The organism is Iodobacter violaceini, assembly GCF_011601265.1.
Lineage (GTDB): Bacteria > Pseudomonadota > Gammaproteobacteria > Burkholderiales > Chitinibacteraceae > Iodobacter > Iodobacter violaceini.
In genome coordinates this window covers 247,075-273,636 of sequence record NZ_JAAOLX010000006.1, presented here as the reverse complement: position 1 = coordinate 273,636, position 26,562 = coordinate 247,075, and the positions used below count along the sequence as shown (strand labels likewise).

At 50.6% G+C, this 26,562-nt stretch carries 25 protein-coding genes; 15 read left to right on the top strand and 10 right to left on the bottom strand.

Going from position 1 to position 26,562, the window contains the following annotated elements:
- Positions 1–207: 207 nt before the first annotated feature.
- Complete coding sequence (locus tag HA050_RS13475; RefSeq protein WP_166827069.1) at positions 208–1,059, top strand: DMT family transporter; 852 nt, start codon at positions 208–210, stop codon at positions 1,057–1,059.
- A 299-nt stretch (positions 1,060–1,358) separates the two neighbouring features.
- Here HA050_RS13475 and waaA read toward each other — a convergent pair whose 3' ends face one another.
- Positions 1,359–2,627, bottom strand: a complete 1,269-nt coding sequence (gene waaA / locus HA050_RS13470) for a lipid IV(A) 3-deoxy-D-manno-octulosonic acid transferase (protein WP_166827067.1) — start codon at positions 2,625–2,627, stop codon at positions 1,359–1,361.
- Positions 2,624–3,574, bottom strand: a complete 951-nt coding sequence (gene waaC / locus HA050_RS13465) for a lipopolysaccharide heptosyltransferase I (protein ID WP_166827065.1) — start codon at positions 3,572–3,574, stop codon at positions 2,624–2,626. Before waaC ends, waaA begins: the two co-directional genes overlap by 4 nt.
- A 73-nt stretch (positions 3,575–3,647) precedes the next feature.
- Here waaC and HA050_RS13460 point away from each other — a divergent pair, with 73 nt between their 5' ends.
- From HA050_RS13460 to HA050_RS13425, 8 genes are all read left to right on the top strand, one after another.
- On the top strand, positions 3,648–4,250 hold the full coding sequence (locus HA050_RS13460; RefSeq protein ID WP_166827062.1) for a GGDEF domain-containing protein: 603 nt from the start codon (positions 3,648–3,650) through the stop codon (positions 4,248–4,250).
- A gap of 85 nt (positions 4,251–4,335) precedes the next feature.
- Positions 4,336–5,373, top strand: a complete 1,038-nt coding sequence (gene cobT / locus HA050_RS13455; RefSeq protein ID WP_166827059.1) for a nicotinate-nucleotide--dimethylbenzimidazole phosphoribosyltransferase — start codon at positions 4,336–4,338, stop codon at positions 5,371–5,373.
- Positions 5,374–5,443: 70 nt separating this feature from the next.
- A complete protein-coding gene (locus tag HA050_RS13450) occupies positions 5,444–6,058 on the top strand; it encodes a histidine phosphatase family protein (RefSeq protein ID WP_166827056.1) in 615 nt (204 codons plus the stop codon).
- 171 nt (positions 6,059–6,229) lie between these two features.
- Entirely contained in the window at positions 6,230–6,958 is a 729-nt protein-coding gene (cobS, locus tag HA050_RS13445) for an adenosylcobinamide-GDP ribazoletransferase (protein ID WP_166827054.1), read from the top strand.
- Positions 6,959–7,025: 67 nt separating this feature from the next.
- Positions 7,026–7,289 (top strand): hypothetical protein, encoded by a 264-nt coding sequence (locus HA050_RS13440; RefSeq protein ID WP_166827051.1) that lies wholly within the window; start codon positions 7,026–7,028, stop codon positions 7,287–7,289.
- 158 nt (positions 7,290–7,447) lie between these two features.
- On the top strand, positions 7,448–9,442 hold the full coding sequence (locus HA050_RS13435; protein WP_166827048.1) for a ribonucleoside triphosphate reductase: 1,995 nt from the start codon (positions 7,448–7,450) through the stop codon (positions 9,440–9,442).
- Positions 9,443–9,570: 128 nt separating this feature from the next.
- Positions 9,571–9,750, top strand: coding sequence for an anaerobic ribonucleoside-triphosphate reductase (gene nrdD / locus HA050_RS13430; RefSeq protein ID WP_099396776.1), 180 nt, complete (start codon positions 9,571–9,573; stop codon positions 9,748–9,750).
- Positions 9,750–10,463: an anaerobic ribonucleoside-triphosphate reductase activating protein gene (locus HA050_RS13425; protein WP_166827045.1), complete on the top strand. Its 714-nt coding sequence runs from the start codon at positions 9,750–9,752 to the stop codon at positions 10,461–10,463. Before nrdD ends, HA050_RS13425 begins: the two co-directional genes overlap by 1 nt.
- On the opposite strand, the gene HA050_RS13420 is transcribed toward HA050_RS13425, so the two are convergent.
- Positions 10,366–12,129 carry a SulP family inorganic anion transporter gene (locus tag HA050_RS13420; protein ID WP_166827042.1) on the bottom strand — a complete coding sequence of 588 codons (1,764 nt, stop codon included), beginning with the start codon at positions 12,127–12,129 and terminating at the stop codon, positions 10,366–10,368. The two genes, HA050_RS13425 and HA050_RS13420, sit on opposite strands and share 98 nt — an antisense overlap.
- A gap of 102 nt (positions 12,130–12,231) precedes the next feature.
- Positions 12,232–13,116, bottom strand: a complete 885-nt coding sequence (locus HA050_RS13415) for a LysR substrate-binding domain-containing protein (RefSeq protein ID WP_166827039.1) — start codon at positions 13,114–13,116, stop codon at positions 12,232–12,234.
- 97 nt (positions 13,117–13,213) lie between these two features.
- On the opposite strand from HA050_RS13415, the gene HA050_RS13410 reads away from it, so the two are divergent.
- Positions 13,214–14,200: a TDT family transporter gene (locus HA050_RS13410; RefSeq protein ID WP_166827036.1), complete on the top strand. Its 987-nt coding sequence runs from the start codon at positions 13,214–13,216 to the stop codon at positions 14,198–14,200.
- A gap of 79 nt (positions 14,201–14,279) precedes the next feature.
- On the opposite strand, the gene HA050_RS13405 is transcribed toward HA050_RS13410, so the two are convergent.
- The 3 genes from HA050_RS13405 to HA050_RS13395 form a co-directional block, all read right to left on the bottom strand.
- A complete protein-coding gene (locus HA050_RS13405) occupies positions 14,280–14,744 on the bottom strand; it encodes a ProQ/FINO family protein (protein ID WP_166827033.1) in 465 nt (154 codons plus the stop codon).
- A 266-nt stretch (positions 14,745–15,010) separates the two neighbouring features.
- Positions 15,011–15,661 (bottom strand): 4'-phosphopantetheinyl transferase family protein, encoded by a 651-nt coding sequence (locus HA050_RS13400; RefSeq protein WP_166827031.1) that lies wholly within the window; start codon positions 15,659–15,661, stop codon positions 15,011–15,013.
- Between the two features lie 44 nt (positions 15,662–15,705).
- Positions 15,706–16,248 (bottom strand): hemerythrin domain-containing protein, encoded by a 543-nt coding sequence (locus HA050_RS13395; RefSeq protein WP_166827028.1) that lies wholly within the window; start codon positions 16,246–16,248, stop codon positions 15,706–15,708.
- Between the two features lie 210 nt (positions 16,249–16,458).
- Between HA050_RS13395 and HA050_RS13390 the strand changes: the two genes are divergently transcribed.
- A complete protein-coding gene (locus HA050_RS13390; protein ID WP_166827026.1) occupies positions 16,459–17,796 on the top strand; it encodes a M48 family metallopeptidase in 1,338 nt (445 codons plus the stop codon).
- A 68-nt stretch (positions 17,797–17,864) separates the two neighbouring features.
- On the opposite strand, the gene parE is transcribed toward HA050_RS13390, so the two are convergent.
- A complete protein-coding gene (gene parE, locus HA050_RS13385; RefSeq protein WP_166827023.1) occupies positions 17,865–19,841 on the bottom strand; it encodes a DNA topoisomerase IV subunit B in 1,977 nt (658 codons plus the stop codon).
- A gap of 219 nt (positions 19,842–20,060) precedes the next feature.
- Positions 20,061–21,557 (bottom strand): YifB family Mg chelatase-like AAA ATPase, encoded by a 1,497-nt coding sequence (locus tag HA050_RS13380; RefSeq protein WP_166827020.1) that lies wholly within the window; start codon positions 21,555–21,557, stop codon positions 20,061–20,063.
- 182 nt (positions 21,558–21,739) lie between these two features.
- On the opposite strand from HA050_RS13380, the gene HA050_RS13375 reads away from it, so the two are divergent.
- Positions 21,740–22,792: a sensor histidine kinase gene (locus tag HA050_RS13375; protein WP_205836427.1), complete on the top strand. Its 1,053-nt coding sequence runs from the start codon at positions 21,740–21,742 to the stop codon at positions 22,790–22,792.
- Complete coding sequence (locus HA050_RS13370) at positions 22,761–23,528, top strand: LytR/AlgR family response regulator transcription factor (RefSeq protein ID WP_046353753.1); 768 nt, start codon at positions 22,761–22,763, stop codon at positions 23,526–23,528. The genes HA050_RS13375 and HA050_RS13370 overlap by 32 nt, the downstream gene beginning before the upstream one ends.
- A gap of 184 nt (positions 23,529–23,712) precedes the next feature.
- Here HA050_RS13370 and HA050_RS13365 read toward each other — a convergent pair whose 3' ends face one another.
- Positions 23,713–24,399, bottom strand: coding sequence for a TIGR01621 family pseudouridine synthase (locus HA050_RS13365; RefSeq protein ID WP_166827014.1), 687 nt, complete (start codon positions 24,397–24,399; stop codon positions 23,713–23,715).
- A gap of 67 nt (positions 24,400–24,466) precedes the next feature.
- Here HA050_RS13365 and HA050_RS13360 point away from each other — a divergent pair, with 67 nt between their 5' ends.
- Together HA050_RS13360 and rlmH are read left to right on the top strand one after the other, a co-directional pair.
- The gene (locus HA050_RS13360; RefSeq protein WP_166827011.1) at positions 24,467–26,017 is read left to right on the top strand and encodes an EAL domain-containing protein; all 1,551 of its coding nucleotides are present in this window, start codon (positions 24,467–24,469) and stop codon (positions 26,015–26,017) included.
- Positions 26,014–26,484, top strand: coding sequence for a 23S rRNA (pseudouridine(1915)-N(3))-methyltransferase RlmH (gene rlmH / locus HA050_RS13355; protein WP_099396792.1), 471 nt, complete (start codon positions 26,014–26,016; stop codon positions 26,482–26,484). Before HA050_RS13360 ends, rlmH begins: the two co-directional genes overlap by 4 nt.
- Positions 26,485–26,562: the final 78 nt, after the last annotated feature.

Sequence of the window (26,562 nt, the reverse complement as noted above, 5' to 3'; positions counted from 1 at the left end):
CAAGCCTGCACTCTGCATGCAAAATGTCACAATGTCCTTGCAACTGCTTGCAGAACAGCAGGGGCATTTGCTTTTAGTATGAGTGGGCCTGCATTGAAGGCAAGATAGTATGCCTAGATACTCGCCCGAATCTACTCACTTTTTATGTCTTGTATTATTTCTGTTGAAATTGACGTGTGTAAAAGGTGGAAAAAATAAGAATAATCCATGCAAAAAATAGCGTATTTAATATTAGTTCTACTCTGGTCTACCACGCCTTTGGCGATTAACTGGAGCGTGCAAGGCGTGCCCTACTCTGCCGCACTCGCTTCTCGATTTGGGCTGGCTGCTGCCTTAGCACTTCTTTTGCTGATCATTTGCAAGCAAAAAATACCTGCCAGCAGCTGGCCTGCCAGTGCCTGTGCTGGTATTGCTACTTCTTTGGCCATGCTCTGTGTGTATTGGGCATCTCAATCCGTATCGTCTGGTTTAGTTGCCGTGTTGTTTGGCTTGATCCCTTTGGCTACAGCCGGTTTTTCATGGCTATGGCTGGGCTTAAAATTACGTCGCTTTGAAGTGCTGGCGATGGTGATAGGGATATCAGGCTTGCTGATTATTTTTGCTGAAAAGTTAAATTCGGCTGGCGTATCGGGTGTGGCGGTGGTGCTGCTCGCGGTATTGATGCAGGCTGCGGCTGCCGTAAAACTAAAAAAACTAGCCGCCGGGCAGTCTCCCCTGGCGGTGAATGCAGGGGCATTAAGCATTGCAACGGTGGTGCTGAGCGCAGTGTGCATATGGCAAACCGATGTCACAAATTTAACTTTTCCTAAGCAAAGCTTAGCTGCTATTGGCTATTTAGCGGTGTTTGGCTCGGTGTTGGGCTTTAGCTTGTATTACTGGCTGATTCGTGAATGCAAGCCGATTACCGTGTCACTTATTTCCCTGATCACGCCAACGACGGCTTTATGGATGGGATACAGCCTGAATGGCGAAGAAGTTTCGGGATCTTTGATTTGGGGAACGGCGTGTATTTTACTGGGGCTGGCGGTGCATTTACTGGCGCAGCGAGGGAGGGGTTGAGTTTTTAATTAAGGTGAAGTACACCTTTTTTAAATAGTGCCTTAGGTATGTTTATTTAGGTGCGGAATCCTCGCGGGACAAAAGTATTTACACAATTTATGTAGAAGAAAAAGGTCATCGCAGTGTGGGTGAGGCCGCTCTTGTTGCTCATTTGGGCGCTGATCTATTTCGACCGTAACCCACCATGACACTGCGCTGTGGTGGGTTACGGCTAAGATATGGCAACGCCCATATTTAATACATTTTCTCGCCTAACCCACCCTAAGGATACATTCCGTGATCTCTGTGCCCTCAGTGTTTCAAGATTTGGGTTTTTCTATGGCAAGTGGCAAATAAGAAAGCAGCTTCTGAGTAGCGCCCCGGTGTGCGCTGGCGAAGGATTTGCCTGCTTGCCCCATGGCTTTGCGCTCATCTGTATGGGTAAGCAAATACTTGGCTTGCTGGATGATGGCGTGGATGTCTTCGCCTTGCCATGCTGCATGGCTGGCGATGGCTTCCGTAGCGGCCTGACTAAAGTTGAAGGTGGATGGTCCCAGCAATACAGGCGTGCCCAGGGCGCAGGCTTCAATCAGGTTCTGGCTGCCAAAAGGCAGGATGGAGCCGCCAATAATGGCCAGATCACTGGCGGCATAGTAGCGGGTCATCTCCCCCATCGAGTCGCCCAGCAAGACTTGCACATGGTTTGATATCGGGCCCTCATCCCATGCGCTGCGCCTGAGCAGTTGTAAACCACGGGATTCTATAAGCGTCGCAACTTCATCAAAGCGTTGTGGATGACGTGGCACCAGAATTAATAGCAATGATTCTGGCCAGCTTGCCAGAGCATCAAGCAGCAACGCTTCTTCTCCATCCCGGCTGGATGCAAACAGCAGCACATTGCGATAGCCAAAGTTTGAACGCCAGTTTAGCCCATGGGTGATGGCGCTTTCATCGGGCAGATTATCAAATTTAATATTGCCGACAATATGCGTATTGCTGCTGCCTAATTGCTTTAAGCGTGCTGCATCCATTTCGCTTTGCGCCAATACGCCGGCAAGGCGTGCGACAGCGGGCTTGATTAAAGAGCGGATTTTTAAATAGCCCTTTAGCGATTTTTCGGATAAACGCGCATTGGCTAAAAACAAGGGCATCTTGTGATCTGCACAAGCGTGAGTCAGATTCGGCCAGATCTCGGTTTCCATCAGTACGCCAAAGCTGGGCTGAAAATGCTTTAAAAAACGCCCTGCTGCGCTGGGATAGTCGTAAGGCAGATAGACGATTTCGGCGAAGTCAGCAAATAGCTCTTGCGCGGTGGCCCGGCCTGTTGGCGTCATGCAGCTGATTAAAAACCGGTGCTGCGGATAGGCTGTTTTAAGCGCCGCAATTAAGGGGGCTGCAGCACGGGTTTCTCCGACCGATACCGCGTGCAGCCAAATTAATGGAGCGCTATTTGGCTTGCTGTTGTAAAAGCCCAGCCGCTCGCGCCAGTGCTGGCGATAAGCAGGCTGGCGTTTAGAGCGTTTAAGCAGATATAAAAAGATAAGAGGAAAAGCGCAGCAGAGCAGAGCGCGATAAAGCCAGCGGCTCATTTCATGCCATCCAGCGTGGCTTGCCAGACTGATTCCAGGCTTGGTGGTGCGCCGTTGTGGCCTAAATTAATGGCATAGCTGCTGGCCAGAACGCCGGTGAGCTGTGGATCGGATGCACAAAAAATAGCCACTACAGGCACAGCGGCGGCGGCGGCAAGATGGGCAAGCCCAGTATCTACACCCACCACAATCTGGCTGGATGCCAGAAGCGATGCTGCTTCGGCTAAGCTCATCCGTGGCGGGCAAACCGCATTGGGGATGGCGGTTGCCAGGCGCAGGCTGCGTTCTTGCTCCTGTACATTACCCCATGGCAGAACGCTACGGATTCCCATCGCATTCAGGCGTGTACCAAGCGCAATCCAGTTGTCTTCTGCCCATTCTTTATCGCTTCGGCTGGTTGCAGAAAGCAGCACCGCATAGCTTTGAGCCGGGCGCCATGGTAAATCAAGCTGTGGAATATTCAGGCCATAATCGATGGTGTCATCAATTTTGTAGTTAAACACCTGCGCGCTAAGCTGGCGGTTTCTGAGAATGGCGTGCTGATTACGTGGCACAGCATATTTGTGCTGATACGCCAGGCTGGCTAAGCCTTCTCTTGCGGATGCTTTGTCGTAACCGCTAATTGGGCCAATGGCTTGTTTGGCAATAAAGGCACTTTTAATTAAGCCTTGTGAATCAATAATTAAATCATATTGGTGATGGTGTAATTTGCGGCGAAAGTGAATAAATTCTGCTTTTGATTTAAGCGGTGCTTTACGCCAGCGTCTTAATGCGGTGGGAATTACCGTGCGTATTGCAGGGTGTAAAGCAGGTAAGGCCGCAAAGCTCTCTTCTACCACCCAATCAATGGCAATGTCAGGGCGGTGCCTTGCTAAATCGCTAAGAGCAGGAAAATTATGAATGATGTCTCCCATCGAGGAGAGACGAATAATGAGGGTCTGAAACATGGCAGCATTCTACCCGCACTTGCTTTATAAGAACTACACTGACAAAGACGCATTGTTACTGGGTTAGTTAATAATGATCGATAAAATCATACTTTTTATACCATGGGCATTGGCGCTGCTGATGTTTGGCTTATGGCTGTGGAGCGAGCGCGAACGCCGCTTGCAGAAAATAAAGCTCACAGGATTAATCGGTAAAGACCCGCTTACTGGTTTATCCAGCCGGCGGCATTTTTTGGATATTGCCGCGCGTGAGATTAATCGCAGCCAGCGTTTTTCTAATCCGCTTAGCGCTTTAATCATCGATGTTGATGATTTACGCAACCTGAATAAAACATACGGTCAGGTTGGGGGTGATTTAGCTTTGCAGCATATCGCGCAAGCCTGCAGGCAAAGCGTTCGGGATTTTGATCTGATTGCTCGTTTTTCAGGTGAAGAGATCGCCCTGCTGCTGCCTGATACTCCTCTTGACGGTGCGATTGTTGTTGCAGAGCGCATCCGTAGAAAAGCAGAAGAAAAAAGAATAATGATGCCCGATGGTCTGGAATTCGCCATGACTGTATGTATAGGTGTGGCTCAGACTCAGACAGAAATGGACAGCACAGAAGATTTATTATTAGCTGCAGATACTGCATTGCAAAAAGCAATGACAACAGGGCCAAATAAAGTGATGTATTAATGCTTTAAGTCAGACGCTCTTTACTATCTGCTTGCATGATGAATGTGCATCGTCTACGGTGCATTCTTTTTGCCTGGCCCCTCCTATGTCTACTCCAAATCAAGCGCTTGCTACTGCTGCACGACTTCATCAGGCCCAATTAACTAAGCCGCAGGGCAGCTTAGGCAAGCTTGAAGAGTTGGCAGTCTGGTTTGCTGCGCGCTCAAATTCGGCGATGCCTGCCCGTTTGCAGCCTGCGATTGTGGTTTTTGCCGCTGATCATGGTGTGGCTGCCGAAGGGGTATCTGCCTTCCCTGCCGAAGTTACCGGGCAAATGGTGGCCAATTTTGTGGCGGGTGGTGCTGCAATTAGTGTTTTGGCCCGCGAAGCCGGGGCAAGCTTGTCTGTTGTTGATGTGGGCGTAGCCAGCCATTACGCCGTAACGGCGGGCAGCAGTGCTCAGCTGTTCAGAGTGCCCGTGCGTGCCGGTACGGCTAATTTGCGCCTTCAGCCTGCAATGAGCGAGCAAGAATGCAATAAGGCTTGGGCGATTGGTGTGGGCAGCGCACAAGAAGGCCTGGTGCGCAGCAAAACGCTTTTGATTGGTGGGGAAATGGGCATAGGCAATACCACTGCCGCCGCAGCGCTGATTTGTGCGCTGACCGATATCGATCCGGCAGAAATCGTCGGCCTTGGCACAGGCATTACAGCTCAAAGCCGTGAAAATAAAATTCAAGTGGTAAAAGACGCGCTTGCCCGCGCCCGTACTGCCGGTGCTGTAACGGCTAAAGACTGGCTGATGCAAGTCGGCGGTTTAGAAATCGCCGCCTTAGCTGGTTTTTATACCGGCGCTGCCGAAGCAGGTATTCCGGTTTTACTGGATGGGTTTATTTCAACGGCCGCCGCCTTGGTTGCCGTTAAAAATAAGCCTGAAGTGGCCGATTGGCTGTTGGCCAGCCATTGCTCAGATGAAAAAGGCCATCGCCTTGCATTGGCAGCCTTGCAGCTGGAGCCGATATTGCAATTAGGTCTGCGTTTAGGCGAAGCCAGCGGCGCGGCGCTCACCCTCCCCCTCATCCAAAGCGCCCTCGCCCTGCACCGCGATATGGCCACGTTTTCATCGGCGGGGATTACGACGAAGTAAGCATTCTTTTTCCTAAATAACCTTAGTCAGTTGTGTTTGCAGATTTTTTGCAAGCTTTCGGTATGAAATCATGAGTAGTTTTCGGCTTACGCTTTTGCGGCATGGCGCTACGGTTGCTCCGGCGGGGATGTTAATCGGTCATACCGATCTGTCATTGTCACCCCTGGGTGAGCAGCAGCTGGCCAGCCGCAATGATTACTTTGTCCGCATTCCCCCAAGCAGCATTGCCAGCTCTGATCTTGGCCGCTGTGCGGGCTTTGCCCGGCAATTGGCGGCAACGTCGGGGCTGGATTGCCATATCGATCGCAATTTGCGTGAGATGCATTTTGGTGAGCTGGATGGCTTGCCCATGGAGCAATGGAGCGAACAACAGCGGGCGGCATGGGCGCTTTGGTCACATAATCCTGTGGGTTATACAGGGGCTGGTATTGAAGGCTGGGCGGATTTTTCTGCCAGGGTGAATGCCGCTTTTCGCTTATGGCTGCAAGCTGGCCAGGGGGATCATCGGGTATTGATTACCCACGGTGGAGTGGCTAAAGCATTATTGCTGGAGTGGCTGGGCCTGCCCGCAGCGCGGCATAGCCAGTTTTGGCTGGCGCATGCGGGGATGATTACGCTTTATTGGGATGATAAATATCCGCCTGTTTTACAGGGGATTGATAATGAAGTTGTGTTGGGTGCGTGAGCTATTGGAATAGTTGTGCTGATAAAACCCACCCTTGAACTGCTTCGGGCCCTGAGAACACGGCGTTTCACGGAAAAAAACAAGAGAAATGATCCGTTTTTTCGTGCCTTATGTGTTTTTTGTGGGCATCTGCTTTAGCGCACATGGGGCATAACTAAATAGGAATAATTAATGAAATTTGACTGGCGCGAACCCGTGCTGGCGGTGCAGTTTTTAACCCGGCTGCCAACGCCGCAGATTCGTCATTTTGAGCCAGCTTTACTTGCCGCTGCCGCGCCATGGTTTCCTGTGGTTGGGCTGTTGATTGGTGCGTTTTTAAGTGCGGCGGTGTTTTTTGCGGCCAAAGCAGACCCCTGGCTGGCGGCTTTGGCGGGGTTTTTGCTCTGGACATGGATTACCGGCGGCCTGCATTTAGATGGCCTTGCTGATATGTCGGATGGCTTAGGTGCTGCGCATCGTGATCCGGAACGGTTTTTGGCGGTGCTGAAAGACCCGCACCTGGGCAGCTTTGGTGTTTTGGCGCTGATTGGCCAGTCTGCCGCAAAGCTGGTGCTTTTAATGCTGCTGGCAAAGCAGCAGGAATGGCTGGCGCTTTTGCTGATCCCCGCATGGGCGCGCTTCGGCGTTTTGTATTGGAGCCGCTTACCGGCTTTAGCACCCGGCATGGCCGAGCAATTTGCGTGGCAAAAAACCAGCTACTCGCTGTATATTCTTTTGGCTGCGCTTTTGCTGGCGTCCTGTTTTATTGCCCCTGCATTAATGCTGGCTCCCTTGCTGATTTTGGCCTATGCCAAATGGCTGATGCATAAATTAGGCGGGATGACTGGGGATTGCCTGGGCGCCGGGATAGAAATAACCGAAACTGGGTTGTTATTTTGCGCGCTTATTCTGGCCATATAAGGCGTACAGCGAAACCGTTGTGCGCTCTGTGAAAAAACGTTGATTGTGGTGTTTATAGGAACGGTTTATGAAAATTATCCGCAATATTGAAGTATGGGAAAAAGGCATGGATGGTGGTTTTATCGGGCATTTGGCCATAGCCGAAACCATCAGCGTTGAGTTTTTATTCAGCATGTTTCGCCATGAGCAAGATAAGCCTGATCCTGAAATGAAGCTCTCTTATATGCTGGATGCTGCCCGTATTGCCCTGCTGCAACCCTATGTGGCTGAGCCAATGGACCCTGCGAAAAACGATTATATTTTGACCGCGCACGGCCAGCCTGATTATTAATTTTACTGATCCGGAGCGGGTATTCTGCCCGCTCTGCAAGCCTGACCTGAAAGTATTTGATTCTGGTCAAATACCCTATATCTAGCTAAGCACACAGATTTAAAACACCATATATTGTGGTCTGTAAAAATATTCTACCCTAGTCCAGGTGGGGAAAAATGACCATATACCCGCAATATGTGCTGAAACGCGATGGCCGCATCGTGCCTTTCGATATCGATAAAATTCGCCTTGCCCTGCTGAATGCCAGTCGCGTAACCGGTGAGTTTGATGAGGCAGAAGCAATCCGCCTAAGTACGCTGATCAGCAGCCGCTTGCAGGGTGATCTCACCCCCACCATCGAGCAGATTCAGGATCAGGCTGAAGAAGCGCTGCTGCAATATCATTATTTAAAAACTGCACGTGCCTATATTGTTTACCGCAGCCAGCATGCGCGTTTGCGCTCGGATGTGCGCACGGTGGTGGATGTTGAATCTTCGATTAATGAATATCTGGATCAATCAGACTGGCGGGTTAATGCCAATGCCAATCAGGGCTGGAGCCTGGGTGGGCTGATCTTAAATACCAGTGGCAAGATGATTGCTAATTACTGGCTAAGCCATGTTTATCCGCCGGAAATTGGCGAGGCGCATCGCTCTGGAGCCATGCATATTCATGATTTGGATATGTTGTCTGGCTATTGCGCGGGCTGGTCTTTACGCCGCCTCTTGCAAGAAGGCTTTAATGGCGTGCCGGGCAAGGTAGAAGCCAAACCGCCTAAGCATTTCTCTGCTGCCATCGGCCAGATTGTTAACTTTTTAGGCACTTTGCAAAATGAATGGGCGGGCGCTCAGGCGTTCAGCTCCTTTGATACCTATATGGCAGCCTTTGTGCGGGCCGATCATCTGCAATACACACAGGTAAAGCAATACATCCAGGAGCTGATTTACAACCTGAATGTGCCCAGCCGCTGGGGCACGCAAACGCCGTTTACTAATCTGACTTTTGATTGGATCTGCCCGGAAGACCTGCGCGAACAAATCCCCTATGTGGGTGGCAAGGAAATGCCATTTAGCTACGGTGATTTGCAAACCGAAATGGATATGATTAACCGCGCCTATATCGAAGTGATGATGGAAGGCGATGCGCTGGGGCGGGTGTTTACCTTCCCGATTCCCACCTACAACATCACCAAAGATTTTGCATGGGATCACCCCAATACCGATCTTTTGTTTGAAATGACCGCTAAGTATGGCCTGCCCTATTTCCAGAATTTCTTAAATTCGGATCTGGAGCCGCATATGGTGCGCTCCATGTGCTGCCGCTTGCAGCTCGATCTGCGCGAGTTGTTAAAACGCGGTAATGGCTTATTTGGCTCGGCTGAGCAGACTGGCTCCTTAGGTGTGGTGACCATTAACTGTGCGCGGATTGGTTACGAATTCAAAGGCAATGAAGCGGGCCTCCTGGCGCGTGTTGATCAGCTGATGGATCTGGCCAAGCAATCTTTAGAAATTAAGCGCAAATTGATTGGCCGCTTAATTGATGGCGGCCTTTACCCCTATACCAAGCGTTACTTAGGTACGCTGCGTAATCACTTCAGTACGCTGGGGGTGAATGGCATTAACGAGATGATTCGCAATTTCAGCGATGATAAAGACGATATCAGCTCTGAAGCAGGCTATGCCTTAGCCATTCGGCTGCTGGATCATATCCGCGCCAAAATGAGTGCGTTTCAGGAAGAAACCGGCCATCTTTACAATCTGGAAGCCACACCAGCCGAAGGCACGACTTATCGCTTTGCCAAAGAAGATAAAAAGTTTTACCCCGATATCCTGCAAGCAGGCACGGTGGAGCAGCCCTTTTATACCAACTCCAGCCAGCTGCCGGTCGGCTTTACTGATGACCCGTTCGAAGCCCTGGGCCGTCAGCAGGAATTGCAGCGTAAATACACCGGCGGTACGGTCTTGCATCTGTATATGAATGAGGCGATTTCCAGCCCCGCAGCGTGTAAAGCACTGGTGAAAAAAGCGCTGACCAACTACCGCCTGCCCTATATCACCATCACGCCCACCTTCTCTATCTGTCCGAAACACGGCTACCTGAGCGGCCACCATGAGTTTTGCCCGAAGTGCGATGGCGAGTTGCTGGCGAAGAAGAGCTGTGCTGCTGCATAAGTCTCTACACAGGTGGCACTACAGTGCTGCCCCCTTGGTAAAAGGGGAAAAAGTGCATCGAACTTATGCAGTTGCGCAGCAATAGCCTGCATTTGTTGATTTTGAATATTTGAAAAAAAGGATCCGTCATGAGTGATTTATCGGTGCAAACCAAGCTGGCTCCTGAGCTGAAAGATGAAGAACGTACCCGCTGCGAAGTCTGGACTCGGGTGATGGGTTATCACCGGCCAGTGAGCAGTTTTAATATTGGTAAAAAAGGCGAGTTTAAAGAACGGCAATTTTTTAACGAATGTAATACCGCTTCCTAATGAAGCCCGCGCCCAAGATTGGCGGCTTGGTGCCGTTTTCCAGCTGTGATTATCCCGGCGAGCTGGCTTGTGTGGTGTTTCTGGCGGGCTGCCCATGGCGCTGTGGCTACTGTCATAACCCGCATTTACAAGCGCGTGAGCAGCACGATGCAGCACCACAGTGGGATGAAATCCTCATCTGGTTAAAAACGCGCCGTGGTCTTTTGGATGCGGTGGTTTTTTCGGGTGGCGAGCCGCTTATCGAGCCTCAGTTACCAGAGATGATGCATGCCGTAAAAGCATTGGGTTTTAAGATTGGGCTGCATAGTGGCGGCTCCTATCCCAAGCGTTTGCAGGAATGCCTGCCTTATCTGGATTGGGTGGGCTTTGATATCAAAAGTGATTTTATGCTCTACGAAAAAGTCACTGCGGTCACTGGCAGTGGTGCTGTTGCCAGTGCTTCATTAAAGCTGCTGTTGGCGGGCAAGGTGGCGCTGGAATGCCGCAGCACCATTCACCCCAGCCTGCATAGCGAGGATGAGCTCATTCACCTTGCCCAAATATTAAGCAAGGCAGGGGTGCAGCGCTATGTCTTGCAATCCTTCAGGCCTGCTGGCTGTATCGAGCCTGCTTTGATTAATTCTGCTCAGCTTCATTTTCCTCAGCCTGCCACTTTAGCGGCAATTGAGCAGCAGTTTGCATCATTTGAGTTTGTACCAACACTTGTTGCCTGAATGCCCGATAAGCCTGTTTTAAGCTGGAGAAAATCAGAAAATTGGCGTGTAATTCATCTAGCTTATGGTGGCGGGCGGCGATAAACTCGGTTTGTTTTTTGCGTCCGGCCAGAGCAAGGGCAATGCCGCGCTCTTTTAAATCTCTTTGCAAAATAATGATCGCTTGGATGCCCGCAATATCGATTTGATTAATTGGCACCGTATCCAGTACCACCCATGAAACAGGCGGCGAGCTGCTGTCGGCTAAAGATAAAACCCGCTGGCGGAAGTAATTGGCGTTAAAGAAATTAAGCGAGGCATCAAAGCGATACACCAGCATGCCATCAATGGGGGCTGCGCCGGGATGGTGGGATAAATCGTGAAAGCTGTTTTTACCAGGATAAATGCCCAGCAGGCTTTCATGCGGCCGGGCCAGCTTAATCAGCAGCCTTAGCGTTGCCATTAATACGGCAAACAACATGCCCTGCATCACGCCTACACAGGCCACGCCAATCAGGGTAAGGATGGCAATGCCATATTCGCCCCGGCTGGCCTGGCGAAAATATATAAAATTGGCAAAGCTCATCAGCCCAAACGAGGCGGTAATCAGCACGGCGGCCAGCGCGGCAATCGGTACATATTGCAGCGGGGTGGTAAACAGCGCGATGGCAATGGCTACAGACGCCGCAGCAACCATGCTCACCATTTGCGTTTTACCACCGGCATGATCATTCACCGCCGTTCGGGAATCCGCCCCGCTGATTACAAAGCCCTGTGAAAAAGCAGCTGCAATATTGGCCATACCCAGTGCGGTAAACTCCCTGTCTGCATTGATCTCATAGCGGTTTTTGGCAGCAAAGCTGCGGGCGGTCAGAATGGCGCTGCTAAAGCTGATCAGCGCCAGCCCCGCCCCTGCCCCGAGTAATTCTCCCAGATGGGCCCGGGGAACAGTGGGCCAGTGCAGGGTAGGTAAGCCCGCTGGCAATAAGCCGATAATGGCGATGCCTGCATTTTGTAAATTCAGGCTAAAGATGATTAATCCTGCCAGCCCCATAGCAACAAGGGCGGTGGGCAGCTTGGGCAGCAGGCGTTTAATGACTTGAATGGCTAACAGCGTGCCAAGGCCAATGACTGCTGTGGCTGGATGCAGCTCGGGCAGGCGATCTGGCAGCTCGAGGATACGGCCAATAAAATCATGCTTTTGAAAAGTAAAACCCAGTAATTTACCCAGCTGTCCCAGCGCAATGCTGATCGCTACGCCATTTAAAAAGCCTGCCAGAATTGGCGGGGATAAAAAGTCGGCCAGAAAACCCAGCTTAAAGCGGCTGGCAAGCAGGCAAAACAGCCCGGTAATCAGCGCCAAAGCCACAGAAAGCGAGATATACAGCTCAGAATTCCCCATTGCCATCGGCAGCAGAGTGGAGGCCACCATGGCGCAAGTCGCGGCATCCGGGCCAACGATTAACTGCCGTGAAGAGCCAAACAGCGCGTAAGCCACCATAGGCAGAATGCTGGCATAAAGGCCGGCAATCGGGCTCATCCCCGCCAGCTGGGCATAGGCTACCCCTACCGGCAGTGCGACGGAGGCCACCGATAAGCCCGCCAGCAAATCCTGCCGCCAGCAATCCCGGGGATAATTTAGGAATATGGCCAGCCCAGGCATGATGCGCAGAAAGAATTTGTTCAATGCAGGGTCCTGTAGCGTAGCTAACGTTTTTTGCAGGGAGGGCAAAATGTTTTATTTTGCCCACGCGGGTGATACATCAGCGTTGTGGATTGATGTGCCGCTTTAGCAAATCACCCCCGCCTGATCTCTGCAAAACTGAATAAACCTGCGCAAAGCGGTGGAGTGATATTTTTGTCTGTGCCATGCAAGGTAAAGCTGGCGCGGAAAGCGTTGCTGCATGGCAAGGCAAACTAATCGTTTGTTATCGATACGGTCTTGTGCAGCCAGCCTGGATATAAAGCTGATCCCCAGCCCCTGCTCTGCAGCTAACATCACCGCTTCCAGTGTATTTAGTTCTAATCCAATGCGGCTGGTGCTGAGTTGTGGCTGGATCAGCTGCTCAAATTGCTCACGATTGCCTGACATTGGTTCTCGCAGTACCCATGTTTCATCGCTTAATGCAGATATGGCCAGATCGGTCTGTTTAGCTAATGGGTGAGCGGGGGCCGCCACAATGCACATTTCATCCTGCAGCCAGGGATCGGCGATCAGGTCGGGGTGGTGGTTTTCACCTTCGATCAGGGCGAGATCCAGCTCAAAATGCGCAAGCGCATGGCTCAGAATATGGGTATTGGCGATGGATATGCGTGGCGTGGTGGCTTGCTCGCTGCGTGCCAGCAGAATCGGCAGCAGATAGTTGCCTATGGTTTGGGTGGCCCCAAGGCGAAGCTGGCCGACCGGCTCGCTGTCGCTGGCAAACATCGTTTCAATATCCATCATCCGGGCGAGCAATTCTTCGGCCACGGGCTGTAATAATTTACCTTCTGCGTTTAATTGCAGGCGCGGATGTATCCGGTCAAACAGCGGCGTGGCCAGCTGGCGTTCTAACTCTTGCAAAGACTGCGAAATGGCGCCCTTGCTCAGGCACAGCTCATTGGCTGCCGTGCCAAGATTGCCATAGCGGGCAATGGCAGCGAAGGATTTTAGCTGTTGCAGAGTGAGCTTCATTTGATTTTACTAAATACCTTATTCAAATCATTTAGATATGATAAACAATATCCGGGCGGTATTCTATTTGTACTGCAATAAATAAGAAGGTCGTCGTATGTTTAAGCGAATTCATCAATTACTTGCCGCCGCTCCTACCCCAATGGCGGGTTTAGCTTTAGGCCTTGCCAGCCTTGGGTGGTGTTGGGAAAACGCAGGCGATTTTTCTGGTCATGCTCAGTTATCAGGCGCTGTGATTGCCGCTGTGCTGTTACTTATCTTAGCTTTCAAATTTGTGATTCATCCCCGCTTACTGCTGAAAGATTTAGCCCACCCTGTGGTGGGAAGCGTGGTGCCTACCTTTGCAATGGCAACGATGGTGGTGTCTAAGGCCTTAGACCAGTTCGCCCCTGGTTTTGCTGAGGGTCTTTGGTTGTTTGCCGTGATCTTGCATATGGTGTTTCTGGCGACGTTTATCTGGCATCGTGCTAAAGACTTTGAAATTCACCATATGGTGCCAAGCTGGTTTGTGCCGCCGGTAGGTATTATCGTGGCCGATGTGGCTTTTCCTGGCGGGCAGTTTGCCGCTTTAGCGAATGGTTTACTGTGGTTTGGGATATTTTGCTACGCCGTGATGCTGCCGCTGATGCTCTACCGCCTGATCTTCAGCTACGAAGTACCTGATGCGGCCAAGCCCACTATCGCCATTCTGGCGGCGCCTGCCAGCCTCTCACTTGCTGGCTACTTAACTGTGACCACCGAGCCATCGCTGCTGATTGTGGCGCTGTTGTTCGGGATTGCGGTGCTGATGACAGGTATTATCTACCTCGCCTTTTTCAAGCTGCTGATTCTGCCTTTCTCACCTGGCTATGCTGCCTTTACCTTTCCGCTGGTGATTGGTGCTACAGCGCTGTTTAAAGTGAGCCACCTGCTTGGGCAATGGGAATTTGCTGCCGCTTATGTGAATCAGATCCAATGGCTGGCACAGTTTGAATTAGGTGTTGCCACCGTGGTAGTGGGCTATGTGGCGCTGCGGTATGCAATGTTTTTTATGGCAAAAGATGATGCAGTTACATATCAAGCAGGGCAGTTGCTGCACAGATAAGAAGGTTTGCGTAATCTGAGTGGATTACTGAGGGGATTAAAAAAGGCCGCTGCTGCGGCCTTTTTTTATGGAGCAAAGCTTATTCTGCTTTGTTTTCTGCGCCGGTGATGGCTGCTTCTGCAATCACTTCGCTGGTCAGAATTGGATCTACCGCCACTTCTTCTGCTGTGGCTGCGGTTTGTGGCTTTTTGCGGTCTTCGATGTTTTGTACAAACTTGGCTGCGGCTGCTTTTTCTTCTGCAGTTACATCGCCTACCGGTTTGCCATTCAGATCAAAGCGTTTACCGCCACGGGCTACTGATTTCAGGTAGCGCACTTTACGGCAATGGGCCGCAATCGAGCGATGTACATGATTGGCACCGAATTGTGGCAGTGCTTTTTCCAGTTCTTTATGAACACCGATCATTAAAGGCTTGAACTGCTTCATCACCGGATAACGCTGATAAAGTAATTCAATAATCATAATTTGCTGTTGACGGGCTGATTTCTCGCCAATCGCAGATTGTAATGCTTGAGCTAAAGCTGAATTTTGATCGGTCATCATTAGAAAACTAGGGTTGGTATGAAGGGGTAGCTTACCTTAACTCAGCGTTTGCATATACCGTACTATCGCAAAGTGTCGCTTATCGGTCTTTTTGAAAATGGCTTTTTAGCTGGTTTGTGTTGCTGAAATACGGTGAAAAAAGTGGATTAAGCATCTTTAATCTCAATTTTTCAGGCATTTTTTGTCTTTTAGGCTGAATTTCACCCTGTTTTTTGTATTTTTGGCTACAGGGGTACTATTTGCCGGAAGTGCTGTGCTTGTGGCAACTAAAGGCTGGATTTGTGGATTAAAACCATGGAGCAGGGGGCTAAACAGGCGATGCTGACCCGTTGAGAGGGCTCTCTTTCACTGGCCCAGTGCCAGGCTGGTTTGATATCCCCATCAATCATTAAGCTGCTGCCACGGATTACCTGCTCACGAATCCCGGCTTTAAAAGCCGCTTCACGCAGAGTCCAAAGCAAGTAAAAACGCTCTTGCGATTCTTCCGGAATGGCGTTTACCCAGCGGGCTTCATCCCTATGCAGTGCAAATTCAGCCAGCCTGGCGATATTGGCCTTGGGGCGGCAGCTTTCTATATCCAGCCCGATTCGTTGGGGGTTCACCGTTACCCCCAGGCAATCACCGCTGTGCGAAATACTGGCATGTAAATGAGTGGCCTGGCTTAAATAGGGGAAGAACTCCCCTTCTTCAATATCACCTGCCTTGTATTCAATCCCTAAAAACTGGCTTGCTGCCCTGGCGAGCAACAAACGGCCAAGGATGAATTGTTGTGCGCGGTTGGGGGACTGGATCATTGCCAGCTTAGCTTTACTGCTGGCGGAAAGCAGATCGCTGCTCAGGGATGGGTTTTGAGTAATCCGGGTAAGAAGAACTTCGGCGTAAAGCATGAGAAAACCAGGAGCAAAGGATTTGAGCATGATAGTGCCAGGGCAAGGCCCGGCAAAGGGTTTGCTCACTCTGATTATAAAATTTCATCCTCTGCGGGGCTGTTTGTCCGCCGTTCGGCCATTCTTTGTCCCATTGCGGCCAGTGTGGGCGTATCAAGCAGTTTTTCGGCGCAGGGGTAAATGCGGGCTTCTTCCAGATCGGCATGGGCCGGGTAGAGACTGGCAAATTCCCGTGCGAGAGCCAGCGGTAAGATTTCACCATGGCCTGCTGCCAGTGGAATTAAATAGCTGCGTACATCCTGCCAAAGCAGTGCGAGTGTTTCGTGCTCTGCACTGACCGATGCAATAAGGGCTTGCAGCTCTGCATCGCCGTAATGGCTGAGCAGCGGAAACAAATCGAGATCTTCATCTTCGTGGTGCAGCGGTGCTGCCACATCAAAATAACGCAAAATACTTGCTGCAGCGTCCTGCGCCTTACTGTCGGCCCCATCTTTTATCAGGTACTGAGCCAGTTTGAGCGTTAATTCTGCGTACTGGCGCACCCTGTCGTGACAGGCCATCAGCATGGCGATGGGTGTTTCAAATGTGATTGATTCAGCAGAAAACAGCGACATCATGCTTCTCCTTTTATTCCCGACTAATTTAGTCGGATTTTACGCAGAAATAAAGAACCCCGTTTGATTAAAGCCAAAAGAAAAGGATATTTAATACTTACATGTGTAAGTATTTTTACTAACTAATTTGAACGAAATTAGTCAGATTCGTTTAAGTAATTTGCGATTAAAACGCTATAATTGCTGCTTTGCAAAAAAGTCAGCAGAGGCATCATGGAAGAGCAGGGTACATCATCAATTCATCCCCAAAGGGCAGTCATCAGGCCATACGCTAACGAGCGCCGCCTGTTTGTGATCATGGCGGTGATTTCAGGGCTGAGCTGGCTGGCTTTAACGCTGGTCACCTTTGGCATTATCTGGATCATTATGCTGGTGCTTTATCTCATCGGCTTATTTGGGTTTTCATATTTTATTTCTTATGTACGCGGCAATGGCGTGCGAGTTACTGCTGAGCAGTTTCCTGATTTACATACCCGTTTTCAAAATTGCTGCCAGATGATCGGGCTGAAAAAACAGCCGGAATTCTATTTAATGACCGGTAATGGCGCTTTAAATGCATTTGCCACCCGTTTTTTACGCCGCTATTACGTGGTGCTGCTCAGCGATATTGTCGATGCTTTGCAGGATGATAACGAGGCGCTCAATTTCTATATCGGCCACGAGCTGGGTCATATTGCACAAAAGCATTTAGTGCATCACTGGTGGCTGGTTTTTGCCAGCTGGATTCCCCTGCTCGGCACTGCGTACTCCCGTGCCAGAGAATACAGCTGTGATCAGTACGGCTTAGCCTGCACAAGCAATAAACAAAGCGCTGTGCATGCTCTGGCGGTATTAGCAGCCGGCAGCAGCCGCTGGAAAAACCTGAATACTCAGGCCTATATTGCTCAGGCCCAGGATACAGATGGTTTCTGGATGGCTGTGAATGAATTAACCGCAGATTACCCATGGCTTTGTAAGCGGGTTGCCCGCATAGAAAACGGTGATGCTGCGGTATTTCCACGCCGTAATATCTTTGCATGGATTATTTCTGCCACGATTCCAAACACAGGTTTTGGTTTAATTGGCGCGATGGTTGTTTATATCTATTTGCTGCTGATTCTGTTGCCGGTTTCTATCTCTGCGTATTCCAAGTACCAGACGAAAGCACTAAATGCTAAAACACAGGTGGAATTAAGCCAGGCTTATACTGAGGGCATGGTGGCGGCCAAGCTGGCAGGAAACTTCTACGAAGAAAACCAATATATGCCGGAAGCCGTTGAAGCATTGGGCTTTAAAATTCCGGCGAAGAGCCTGATTAAAAGTGTAGAAATCAATCCTGAATCGGCTGAAATAAGCTTAGCGCTTAACGCGCCTCATCAGGATAAAGAGATCATTCTCAGCCCTTCTGCAGGTGATGATGGCTCGGTCAGCTGGGCTTGCAGCGTAAAGGGTAAAGTGGATACAGATGCTTTGCCACATGATTGCTCCCCCGCTTTTGATGAATCTGACGCTGGCAGTGAAGCGCCGGAATCAACAACATCGCTGGGTAAATTTCTTAAATTCTTAAAGTAATTTAATAAAAAGGGCCGCAGGATAAAATCTGCGGCCCTTTTTTTATGGCGGTTTAAATCACATCAGGCTTAAACATCGGCCTCGGCTTCATTACCCCGCGCTTCCAGCCATGCCTTGCGGCTGCTGGCTTCAGTTTTACCCATCAGCATATGCATCAGCTCACGGGTGTTAAGCGCCACATCGTCGTTAATGCCTACCCGCAGCATGCGGCGGGTATCCGGGTTCATTGTGGTGTCGAATAATTGCTCGGCATTCATTTCCCCGAGACCTTTAAAGCGGCTGATGCTCCATGCGTTTTCGCGGATTTTTTCTACACGCAGCTTATCTAAAATTGCGGTCAGCTCGCCTTCATCCAGTGCATAGAATTTACGCGGTGGTTTGGCCTTGCCGCTGCCAGCCACATCCACGCGATACAGCGGTGGTTGCGCCACAAACACATGGCCCTGGGCAATCAGTTGAGGGAAATGGCGGTAAAACAGTGTCAGCAGCAGTACCTGAATATGGCTGCCGTCTACGTCCGCATCCGACATAATGATGATCTTGCCGTAGCGCAGGCCTGATAAATCGGCTTTGACATCATCCAGGGTATGCGGATCAACGCCAATGGCCACTGCCATATCGTGCACTTCATTATTGGCAAAAATCTGATCGCGATCGACTTCCCAAGTGTTCAGCACTTTACCGCGCAGCGGCAGAATGGCCTGAAAATCCTTATCGCGGCCTTGCTTGGCCGAGCCACCCGCCGAATCACCCTCTACTAAAAACAGCTCGCAGCGCTCGCTTTCATCCGATGCGCAATCGGTGAGCTTGCCGGGTAAAACGGCTACGCCAGAAGATTTTTTCTTTTCTACTTTTTGCGAATTCTTTTGCCGCGCCTGCGCTGCACGGATACACAGCTCGGCCAGTTTTTTAGCCAGATCAACGTGCTGATTCAGCCAGATTTCAAATGGCGAGCGCACTACAGTTGAAACCAGCTTTAAGCCATCGCGGCTGGTGAGCTTGTCTTTGGTCTGGCCTTGGAATTGTGGGTCCAGAATCTTGGCCGAAAGTACGAAAGAACAGCGGCCAAACAAGTCTTCCGGCAGCACTTTCACGCCCTTAGGCAGCAGGCTGTGGAATTCAATAAAGGTTTTAACTGCCTGAAACACGCCGTCGCGCAGGCCCGATTCGTGCGTGCCGCCCGATGGCGTAGTAATCAGGTTTACATAGGATTCGCGGTTAACCGGGCCGTCTTCTGTCCAGGTCAGCGCCCATGCGCAGCCTTCTCCCAGCGAGAATGTATCGTCAACCTGCTCGATATATTTCTCGCCTTCAAAAATAGGGATCAGCTGGTTGTAGCCGGCTACTATCTCGGATAAATAGCCCGTTAAGCCATCCGGGTAGCACCAGCTTTTATTGATCAGTTCGCCATTAGGCTGCTCGATGGCCAGGTTGACGACTAAGCCCGGTAAGAGCACTGCCTTGGATTTGAGCTGATGTTCCAGATCGGCCAGCGGGATATTGGGCGAATCAAAGTACTTTGGATCGGGCTCTACATAAACACTGGTGCCGCTGTCTTTTTTGGCACATGTGCCCAGTACCACCAGTGGCTCGATGACTTCCCCTGAGCCAAATACAAGGCGATGCTGCTGGCCTTCACGTTTGACTTCTACTTCTAAACGCGTGGATAAAGCGTTGGTAACCGAAACGCCCACACCATGCAAACCACCGGAAAACGCGTAAGCACCGCCGTCTTTTTTATCGAATTTACCGCCGGCATGCAGCTGGGTAAATACAACTTGCACCGTCGGCACGCCTTCTTCAGGGTGCAGCCCAACCGGAATACCACGGCCATTATCGCTGACGCGCACACTTTGATTGCGGTACAGCACCACGTCAATTTGAGTGGCATAGCCGCCCAAAGCCTCGTCGGCGGCGTTGTCGATCACCTCCTGGCAGATATGCAGGGGATTATCGGTGCGGGTGTACATACCGGGACGGTGCCGGACGGGATCAAGGCCTTTTAAAACCTTAACGGAAGATTCGTCGTATTTAGGAGTTGCCATGTTTCACGTGAAACCGATTACTAAAGTTGTCGCGAGTCTAGCAAGCTGAGACAAATATAACTACCACAAGGACACATAAATAAAACCTGCAGGGCCGGAGTTCACCTTGTTTAGTGCTTGTCAGCGCTTCCTATAAAGTTTTAAAAAACCACATTTCCGTGGAGGGTTACCGGCAATCCTGCATCGTTGTATCTCAACAGAAAGAGGCTCGTATATTCATTATCCGCCAAGGCCGCGCCGGTATTGGATTGCTTCGGCAATATGTGCCGTACTGATGGCTTCATCCCCTGCCAGATCGGCAATAGTTCTGGCTACTTTAAGCACCCGGTGGGTGGCGCGGGCGGAAAGCGATAATTTTTGGATGGCGCTTTGCAGCAGGCTGCGCGCTTCCTCATCGAGCGGGCAGTGTTGTTCCAGCAGCTTGCCACTTAAGCGGGAGTTCGGTGTATTTTGCCGCGCTGCCTGCATCTGGTGGGCCGTGGCGACCCGTTTTCTGACAAGGGCTGAGCTCTCGCCGGTCGCTGCGGCAAGCAGGGTGGTTTCTGGTAATAGTGGCACCTCAATCACTAAATCGATCCGATCCATAAACGGGCCGGATAATTTACCGCGGTAACGGGCAATTTGATCTGGTGTGCAGCGGCAGGCTTTTTTAGGGTGTCCTAAAAAACCGCAGGGGCAGGGGTTCATAGCAGCAATTAATTGAAAATCAGCCGGAAATTCGGTGGAATGTGCCGCCCGGGCGATGTGGATTTTCTGGCTTTCTAGTGGCTCTCGCAAGACTTCCAATACCTTTCTGTCAAATTCTGGTAATTCGTCTAAAAACAACACTCCATGATGCGCCAGTGAAATTTCACCCGGTTGTGGCACACTGCCCCCGCCAACTAAGGCCACTGCCGATGCGGTGTGATGCGGGGATCTGTAAGCTCTGATCCCAAAGCGGCTGGCATCCAGGCGCTCCCGGCCTAAAGATTGAATTCTGGCTGCTTCCAGCGCTTCCAGCTCGCTCATCTCGGGCAGTAAGCTGGGTAAACGCTGTGCCAGCATGGATTTACCCGTGCCCGGAGGCCCGATAAGGAGCAGGCTGTGCCTGCCCGCTGCCGCAATTTCTAAAGCGCGTTTGGCCTGTTGTTGCCCTTTTACCTCGCTTAAATCGGGCGTGGCTGGCGGGGCTTCGATGGCGACCGGGGTGGCCAGTGGAAGTTGATCACTGCCGAGTAAATGTCTGCAAACTTGCATCAGATGATTGGCAGACCGCACGCTGGCGCTGCTGAGTAAGGCGGCTTCTGCTGCGCTTTCTGCGGGCAGAATCAGCGTTCTGCCCACGGCTTGGGCGGCCCAGGCCATACCCAGCGCACCACGAACAGAGCGTAATTCACCCGATAGCCCTAATTCGCCGGCGAACTCAAAATCATTCAGCGGCTCTAAAGGAAGCTGGCCACTGGCTGCCAGAATGCCTACAGCAATGGGTAAGTCAAACAGACCGGATGATTTGGGTAAGTCGGCAGGGGCAAGGTTGACGGTGATGCGCCGGTTTGGAAATTCAAAACCACACACAGCCAAAGCCGCCCGCACGCGCTCCCTGCTTTCTTTGACCTCTAAATCGGGCAGCCCTACCAGATTAAAAGCCGGTAAACCGTTGGCCAGATGGATTTCCACCAGCACGGCGCTTGCTTCTATTCCGATCATGGCGCGGCTATGAACAATGGCAAGAGACATTCAGCAGGCTCGGAGTGGGTTCCTTATAGTGTAGGTAACAATATGACGATGAGTCATGAGATGTTTTGATTTAGGTGTGATCCAGTTCTGGTGCAAAAATGGGTTGGCCGCCAGCTGTGTGGGTTTTTATGAAGATGGTTGTTTTTTCAATTTAGATCATGACGTTGTAGGTACGCAAATGGATGAATCGTATGCTGCTTGAGCAATCGACTGAAGAGCCGGTCCCGATTCCTGATTTCCGTAATTTTGGGGTGATGCTGCGTATTTTGCTGCTTATTCACCTTGGTATGCTGGCTTACGTATTGCTGGGGCTTTCTGCATGGGAGGAGTGGCCGCTCAGGCTGGGCGAGGCGGCAATGTGGGCAGAGCCACCGCTGCTGGGCACTTTATTGGTGCTGTCTGTTGTAATGCCCTGGTTGAATCGTTTCTCTTATCGCACGGGCACTTTGGCTGTGAGCGCACTGGCTATGCTGCTGGTTTTTGGCCAGAGAAAAGTCTTGTTCTCTGTATTACAGCCTGCAACGGCCTTGCTTCCTGCGCTTCTGTTTACCATGATGTTGGTAGTGTCTGTGATGCTTTATCTGCGTTTACGCTGGAAATCATTGTCACCAAGGCTGACAGAAGCAAGATTGGCGGCCTTGCAGGCAAGAATCAGGCCGCATTTCTTTTTTAATAGCCTGAATGCGGTGCTGTCCTTAATACGCAGCGAGCCAAGGCGTGCAGAGCAGGTTCTGGAAGACCTCGCTGATTTGTTCAGGGTGGTCATGGTTGATAAGCAGCAGCTTTCCACGGTGGAATGTGAGCTGGAAGTCGCGCGCCGTTATCTGAATATTGAAGCTGTGCGTTTGGGGGACAGGCTAAAAGTGGAGTGGGATATTGCGCCATCTTCTTTGATGGCCGCCCTTCCCCCGCTTTTATTACAGCCCCTGCTGGAAAATGCGATTTATTACGGAGTAGAGCCCATTTTAGATCCCGGGCCGGTAATGATCAGCATTGCAGAAAAAGATAAACACATTCATTTGGGTATTAAAAATTCTCTGCCGCCAGCAGGGACGGTGAGCCAGCATAAGGGCAATGGAATGGCGCTGCAAAATATTCGTCAGCGGCTGTTGCTCCACTTTGATGCTGAAGCCAATTTAAGCACTTACGCGAATAACGACTATTATCAAGTACATATCGTCTTGCCTTACCGGGAGATTCCCCATGGGAACGCCACTGCGCCTTTTTCTTGTTGATGATGAAATACCCGCCTTGCGCAGGCTGCAAGATGTGCTGGCCGACGTTGCTGACGAGTGCCCGCATGATGTGGTGGGTACCGCTACCAGCGGTATGGCCGCCCTTGCTGCCTTAGCCGAAGCTGATGCCGATGCGGTGATTGTGGATATTCAAATGCCACAAATGAGTGGCATTGAGCTGGCCCGGGAGCTAAGCCATTTTTCACACCCGCCTGTGGTGATTTTTGCTACAGCTTTTGAAGAATACGGTGTGGCCGCATTTGAGGTACGGGCCGTTGATTACCTCTTAAAACCGATTCGTAAAGAGCGGCTGATTTCTGCTTTAAAACGGGTGCAGGACATGCGCACCGCCAGATCGCAAGCAGAGCCAGCCAGCCATGCCCGCACACATTTCAGCGTTACAGAGCGTGGCCGGGTGCATTTAATCCCGGTTTCTGATGCGTATTACTTAAAAGCCGAGCAAAAATACATTACTTTGCGCACGCGCGATCGTGAGTATTTGCTGGAAGATTCGCTGACCCGTTTAGAAGAAGAATTTGGCAATCACTTTGTGCGTATTCATCGTAATTGCCTTGTTGCGCGCGACATGATGTCGGGCTTTGAAAAATCTGCGGTAGGGGGCAGCGAAGCGCACTGGCAGGTGATTTTGCGCGATTTACCCGAGCGCCTTGCAGTAAGCCGCAGGCAGCAGCATGTGATTAAAGAGCTTAAAAAACTGGAAAGTGAAGGCAGGTAGGTGCCAGGGCGTAGTTTGGGTTAGACAATAATACGCGGGTTTTAGCGGATAAACAGGCGTAACCCAACAGGCTTAAGCGAAAAGATCACAAAGCTTAAGGCGTACCCGAAGCGCAGCGTGCAACAGATTTTAGTCGCTTCGCGAAAGTGCAGAGTACAACTACCTGAATGAAAATTATCCATAGCTATTTCGGCCAGGCTAAATCCCAGGGCGCTGAGATCTCTGCAAGTTGCGCTTCAATCCCCTGAAAAGCCAATCCTGTTTCCGGGGCCAGCAAAATTTGCTGCTGTTCTCCCTGATAATCAAAATCTAAAGCCCATGCATGTAAATAGCCGCGATCCGCAGGCGTGCCGCCATAGCGCTCATCACCCAAAATAGGGCTGCCCAGGCTTTTAAGCGCTACACGCAACTGATGGGTGCGCCCACTGAGCGGCCTGAGCACAAACAGCCGCTTACCTGTTTGTATATCTCCATAACTAAAGAATTGCGTGGTGGCTTTTAATTCACCTTCCCGGCATAAGCGCCACGATCCTCCCCTGCCCTTTTCCATCGCCCCCTTGATCCAGCCCTGTTTTTTGGATGGTTTTTTATCTGAAAGGGCCAGGTAATATTTATTAATCCGGTGCTCAGCAAAGGCTTCGCCAAAGTAGCGGGCTGCTTCTGCACTTTTGGCAAAAAGCAGCAAACCTGAGGTTAGCTTATCCAGCCTGTGTACCGGCCAAAGTGGCATGTCATCTAGTGCCTGGCGTAATACTTCTACAAAGCCGGCTTCTCCGTCTTCCTGATGAAAAGACAGGCCAGCAGGTTTGATGGCAACCAGAAAATCAGGGTGCTCATATGCGATAAAAGTGTGATTTGTATATAGGGTCATGCTTGGCTAAGGTAAAGAGATTACGATAAGAGACGTTTTGCTAAATATAGGATGTAAGCATAATCATATGCGCAAAAAGAAACTATTCTGGCAAGCCATTTTAATCTCGATTCTTGCCTGTGTGGCAGTAACACTGTTTGCGGCCTGGCTGGCAAGAGCGCAGGCAAAAAAAGAGTTACAGAACTATCTGCAGGATATTGCAGAACAAGCCATGTTACGCAGTGATCGTGTGTTTACAGTAAGCAGTCAATTTTTAGATAAACTAAATAATTCAGCCTTAAATGACTGTAGTGAAGAGCACCAGCAACGCTTGGGTGAGATAGCCTTTGATGAGCTGTTTGTGCGGAATGTTTTGTATGCGCCTGATGGTATTGTGAAGTGCTCTGCCTCCAGCCGTCAGGTTTATCCTTTGCCAAAGTGGGATCAGAAAACCACCATGGGGCGCTCGCTTTGGTTTGAGTTTAAAGGTGATCTTCCTAAGCGTTCTGTTTTATATGGGCCCGGCCCGCATTACGCCGCGTTGGATTCCCTGTATTTAGTGGATATTCTGCCGGTAAAAAAACGCGGCTTGTATATTGAAGCCGTGTTGAATCATCGGATACTGGCCAGCAGCCAGGGTGCAAAGAAGAAACCAGACAATACATGGCTAAGCCGGTTCAGGGTGAGCAAAACGAATCCTGAGTATGTCATTACTGCCTATCTGCCCCCTAAAGAATTGCAGCGCGCGTGGCAGGACTATTTTGAAGATTTGCTGCCGCTATGCAGCATCATTTGTCTTGTTTTTATTGGGATTACTATTTGGTTTACCCGCCGCAGTTTTACCATGGGGCTGGAGATTATCGAAGGGCTGCGGCTAGGCGAATTTGAAGTGCATTATCAGCCGATTGTGGCTCTGGCTACCGGAGAAGTGAGTTCTGCCGAGGCGCTATTACGCTGGAAAAGACAAAATGGCTCCAAAATCAGCCCTGATCTGTTTATTGGCTATGCCGAAGAAAACGGCCAGATCAGCCTGCTGACACAATTTGTGCTGGAAAAGGTGGTCTCTGATTTAGCACAGCTTGCAAACACGGATATTGCTGTCTCTGTTAATTTATCAGGTGCAGATTTAGCTTCACCGATGTTTATAGAAAACCTGGCCGCTCTGTGCAAAAAACATCAGCTGGCCCCGAACCGCATCAAGTTGGAAATCACCGAGCGCAGCCTGGTAATGGGCCAACAAGAAATTGAAGTTATTACCCGCTTACGGCAAGCGGGTCACATCATTTTGATTGATGATTTCGGCACTGGATATTCCAGCCTCAGCTATTTACATAATTTACCCGTCGATATTTTAAAAATCGATAAAAGTTTTGTGCATGCATTAGGCAGTGGTGCTGCCACGCATCATGTGGCGTTGCATATTGTGCAAATGGCTAAAGATCTGGGCCTGAGCGTGGTGGCTGAAGGAATCGAAACCAGCGGGCAGGCAGTTACGCTGAAAGAAATGGGGGTTGAATGGGGCCAGGGATGGCTTTATGCAAAGGCGATGACTTATGCTGATCTGAGGCAATTTTTGCAGAGCCCTACCCCTGCAACGCTTAAACCGCTAAGCTTCGCCCCTTTGCCTGAAGCCGTATGAAACTGACTTTAATTGCTGTTGGGCACAAGATGCCGGATTGGATCGACTCTGGATATAAAGAGTTTTCTAAACGCATGCCCCGCGATTTTCCTCTGCAATTGCTGGAGCTGAAGCCTGATAAACGTGGCAGTGGTAAAACGGCACAGCAAGTAATGGTGGACGAAGCTGAGCGCATTCTGGCCGCTATTCCGCAAGACGCCCGCGTTCTGGCGCTGGATGAGCATGGTGCCAACTGGACCACCATGCAGCTGGCCGAAAAAATGAAGACCTGGCAAATCGACGGCCGTGAAACGGTATTTATTATTGGCGGTACCGATGGCCTCGACCCAAGCGTAAAAAAACGGGCCGATCAGCTATTACAACTCTCCGCCATGACCCTGCCCCATGGCATGGTCAGAGTGATCCTGGCCGAGCAGCTTTATCGGGCCGTATCGATCATTAATAACCATCCTTATCATCGCGAGTGATGCTTGGTCTTGCAGGATGGGTGGCGCCGGCTTTTTGCGATACCCGTCACCCTAATTGGCCATCCATTTATTCTAAAA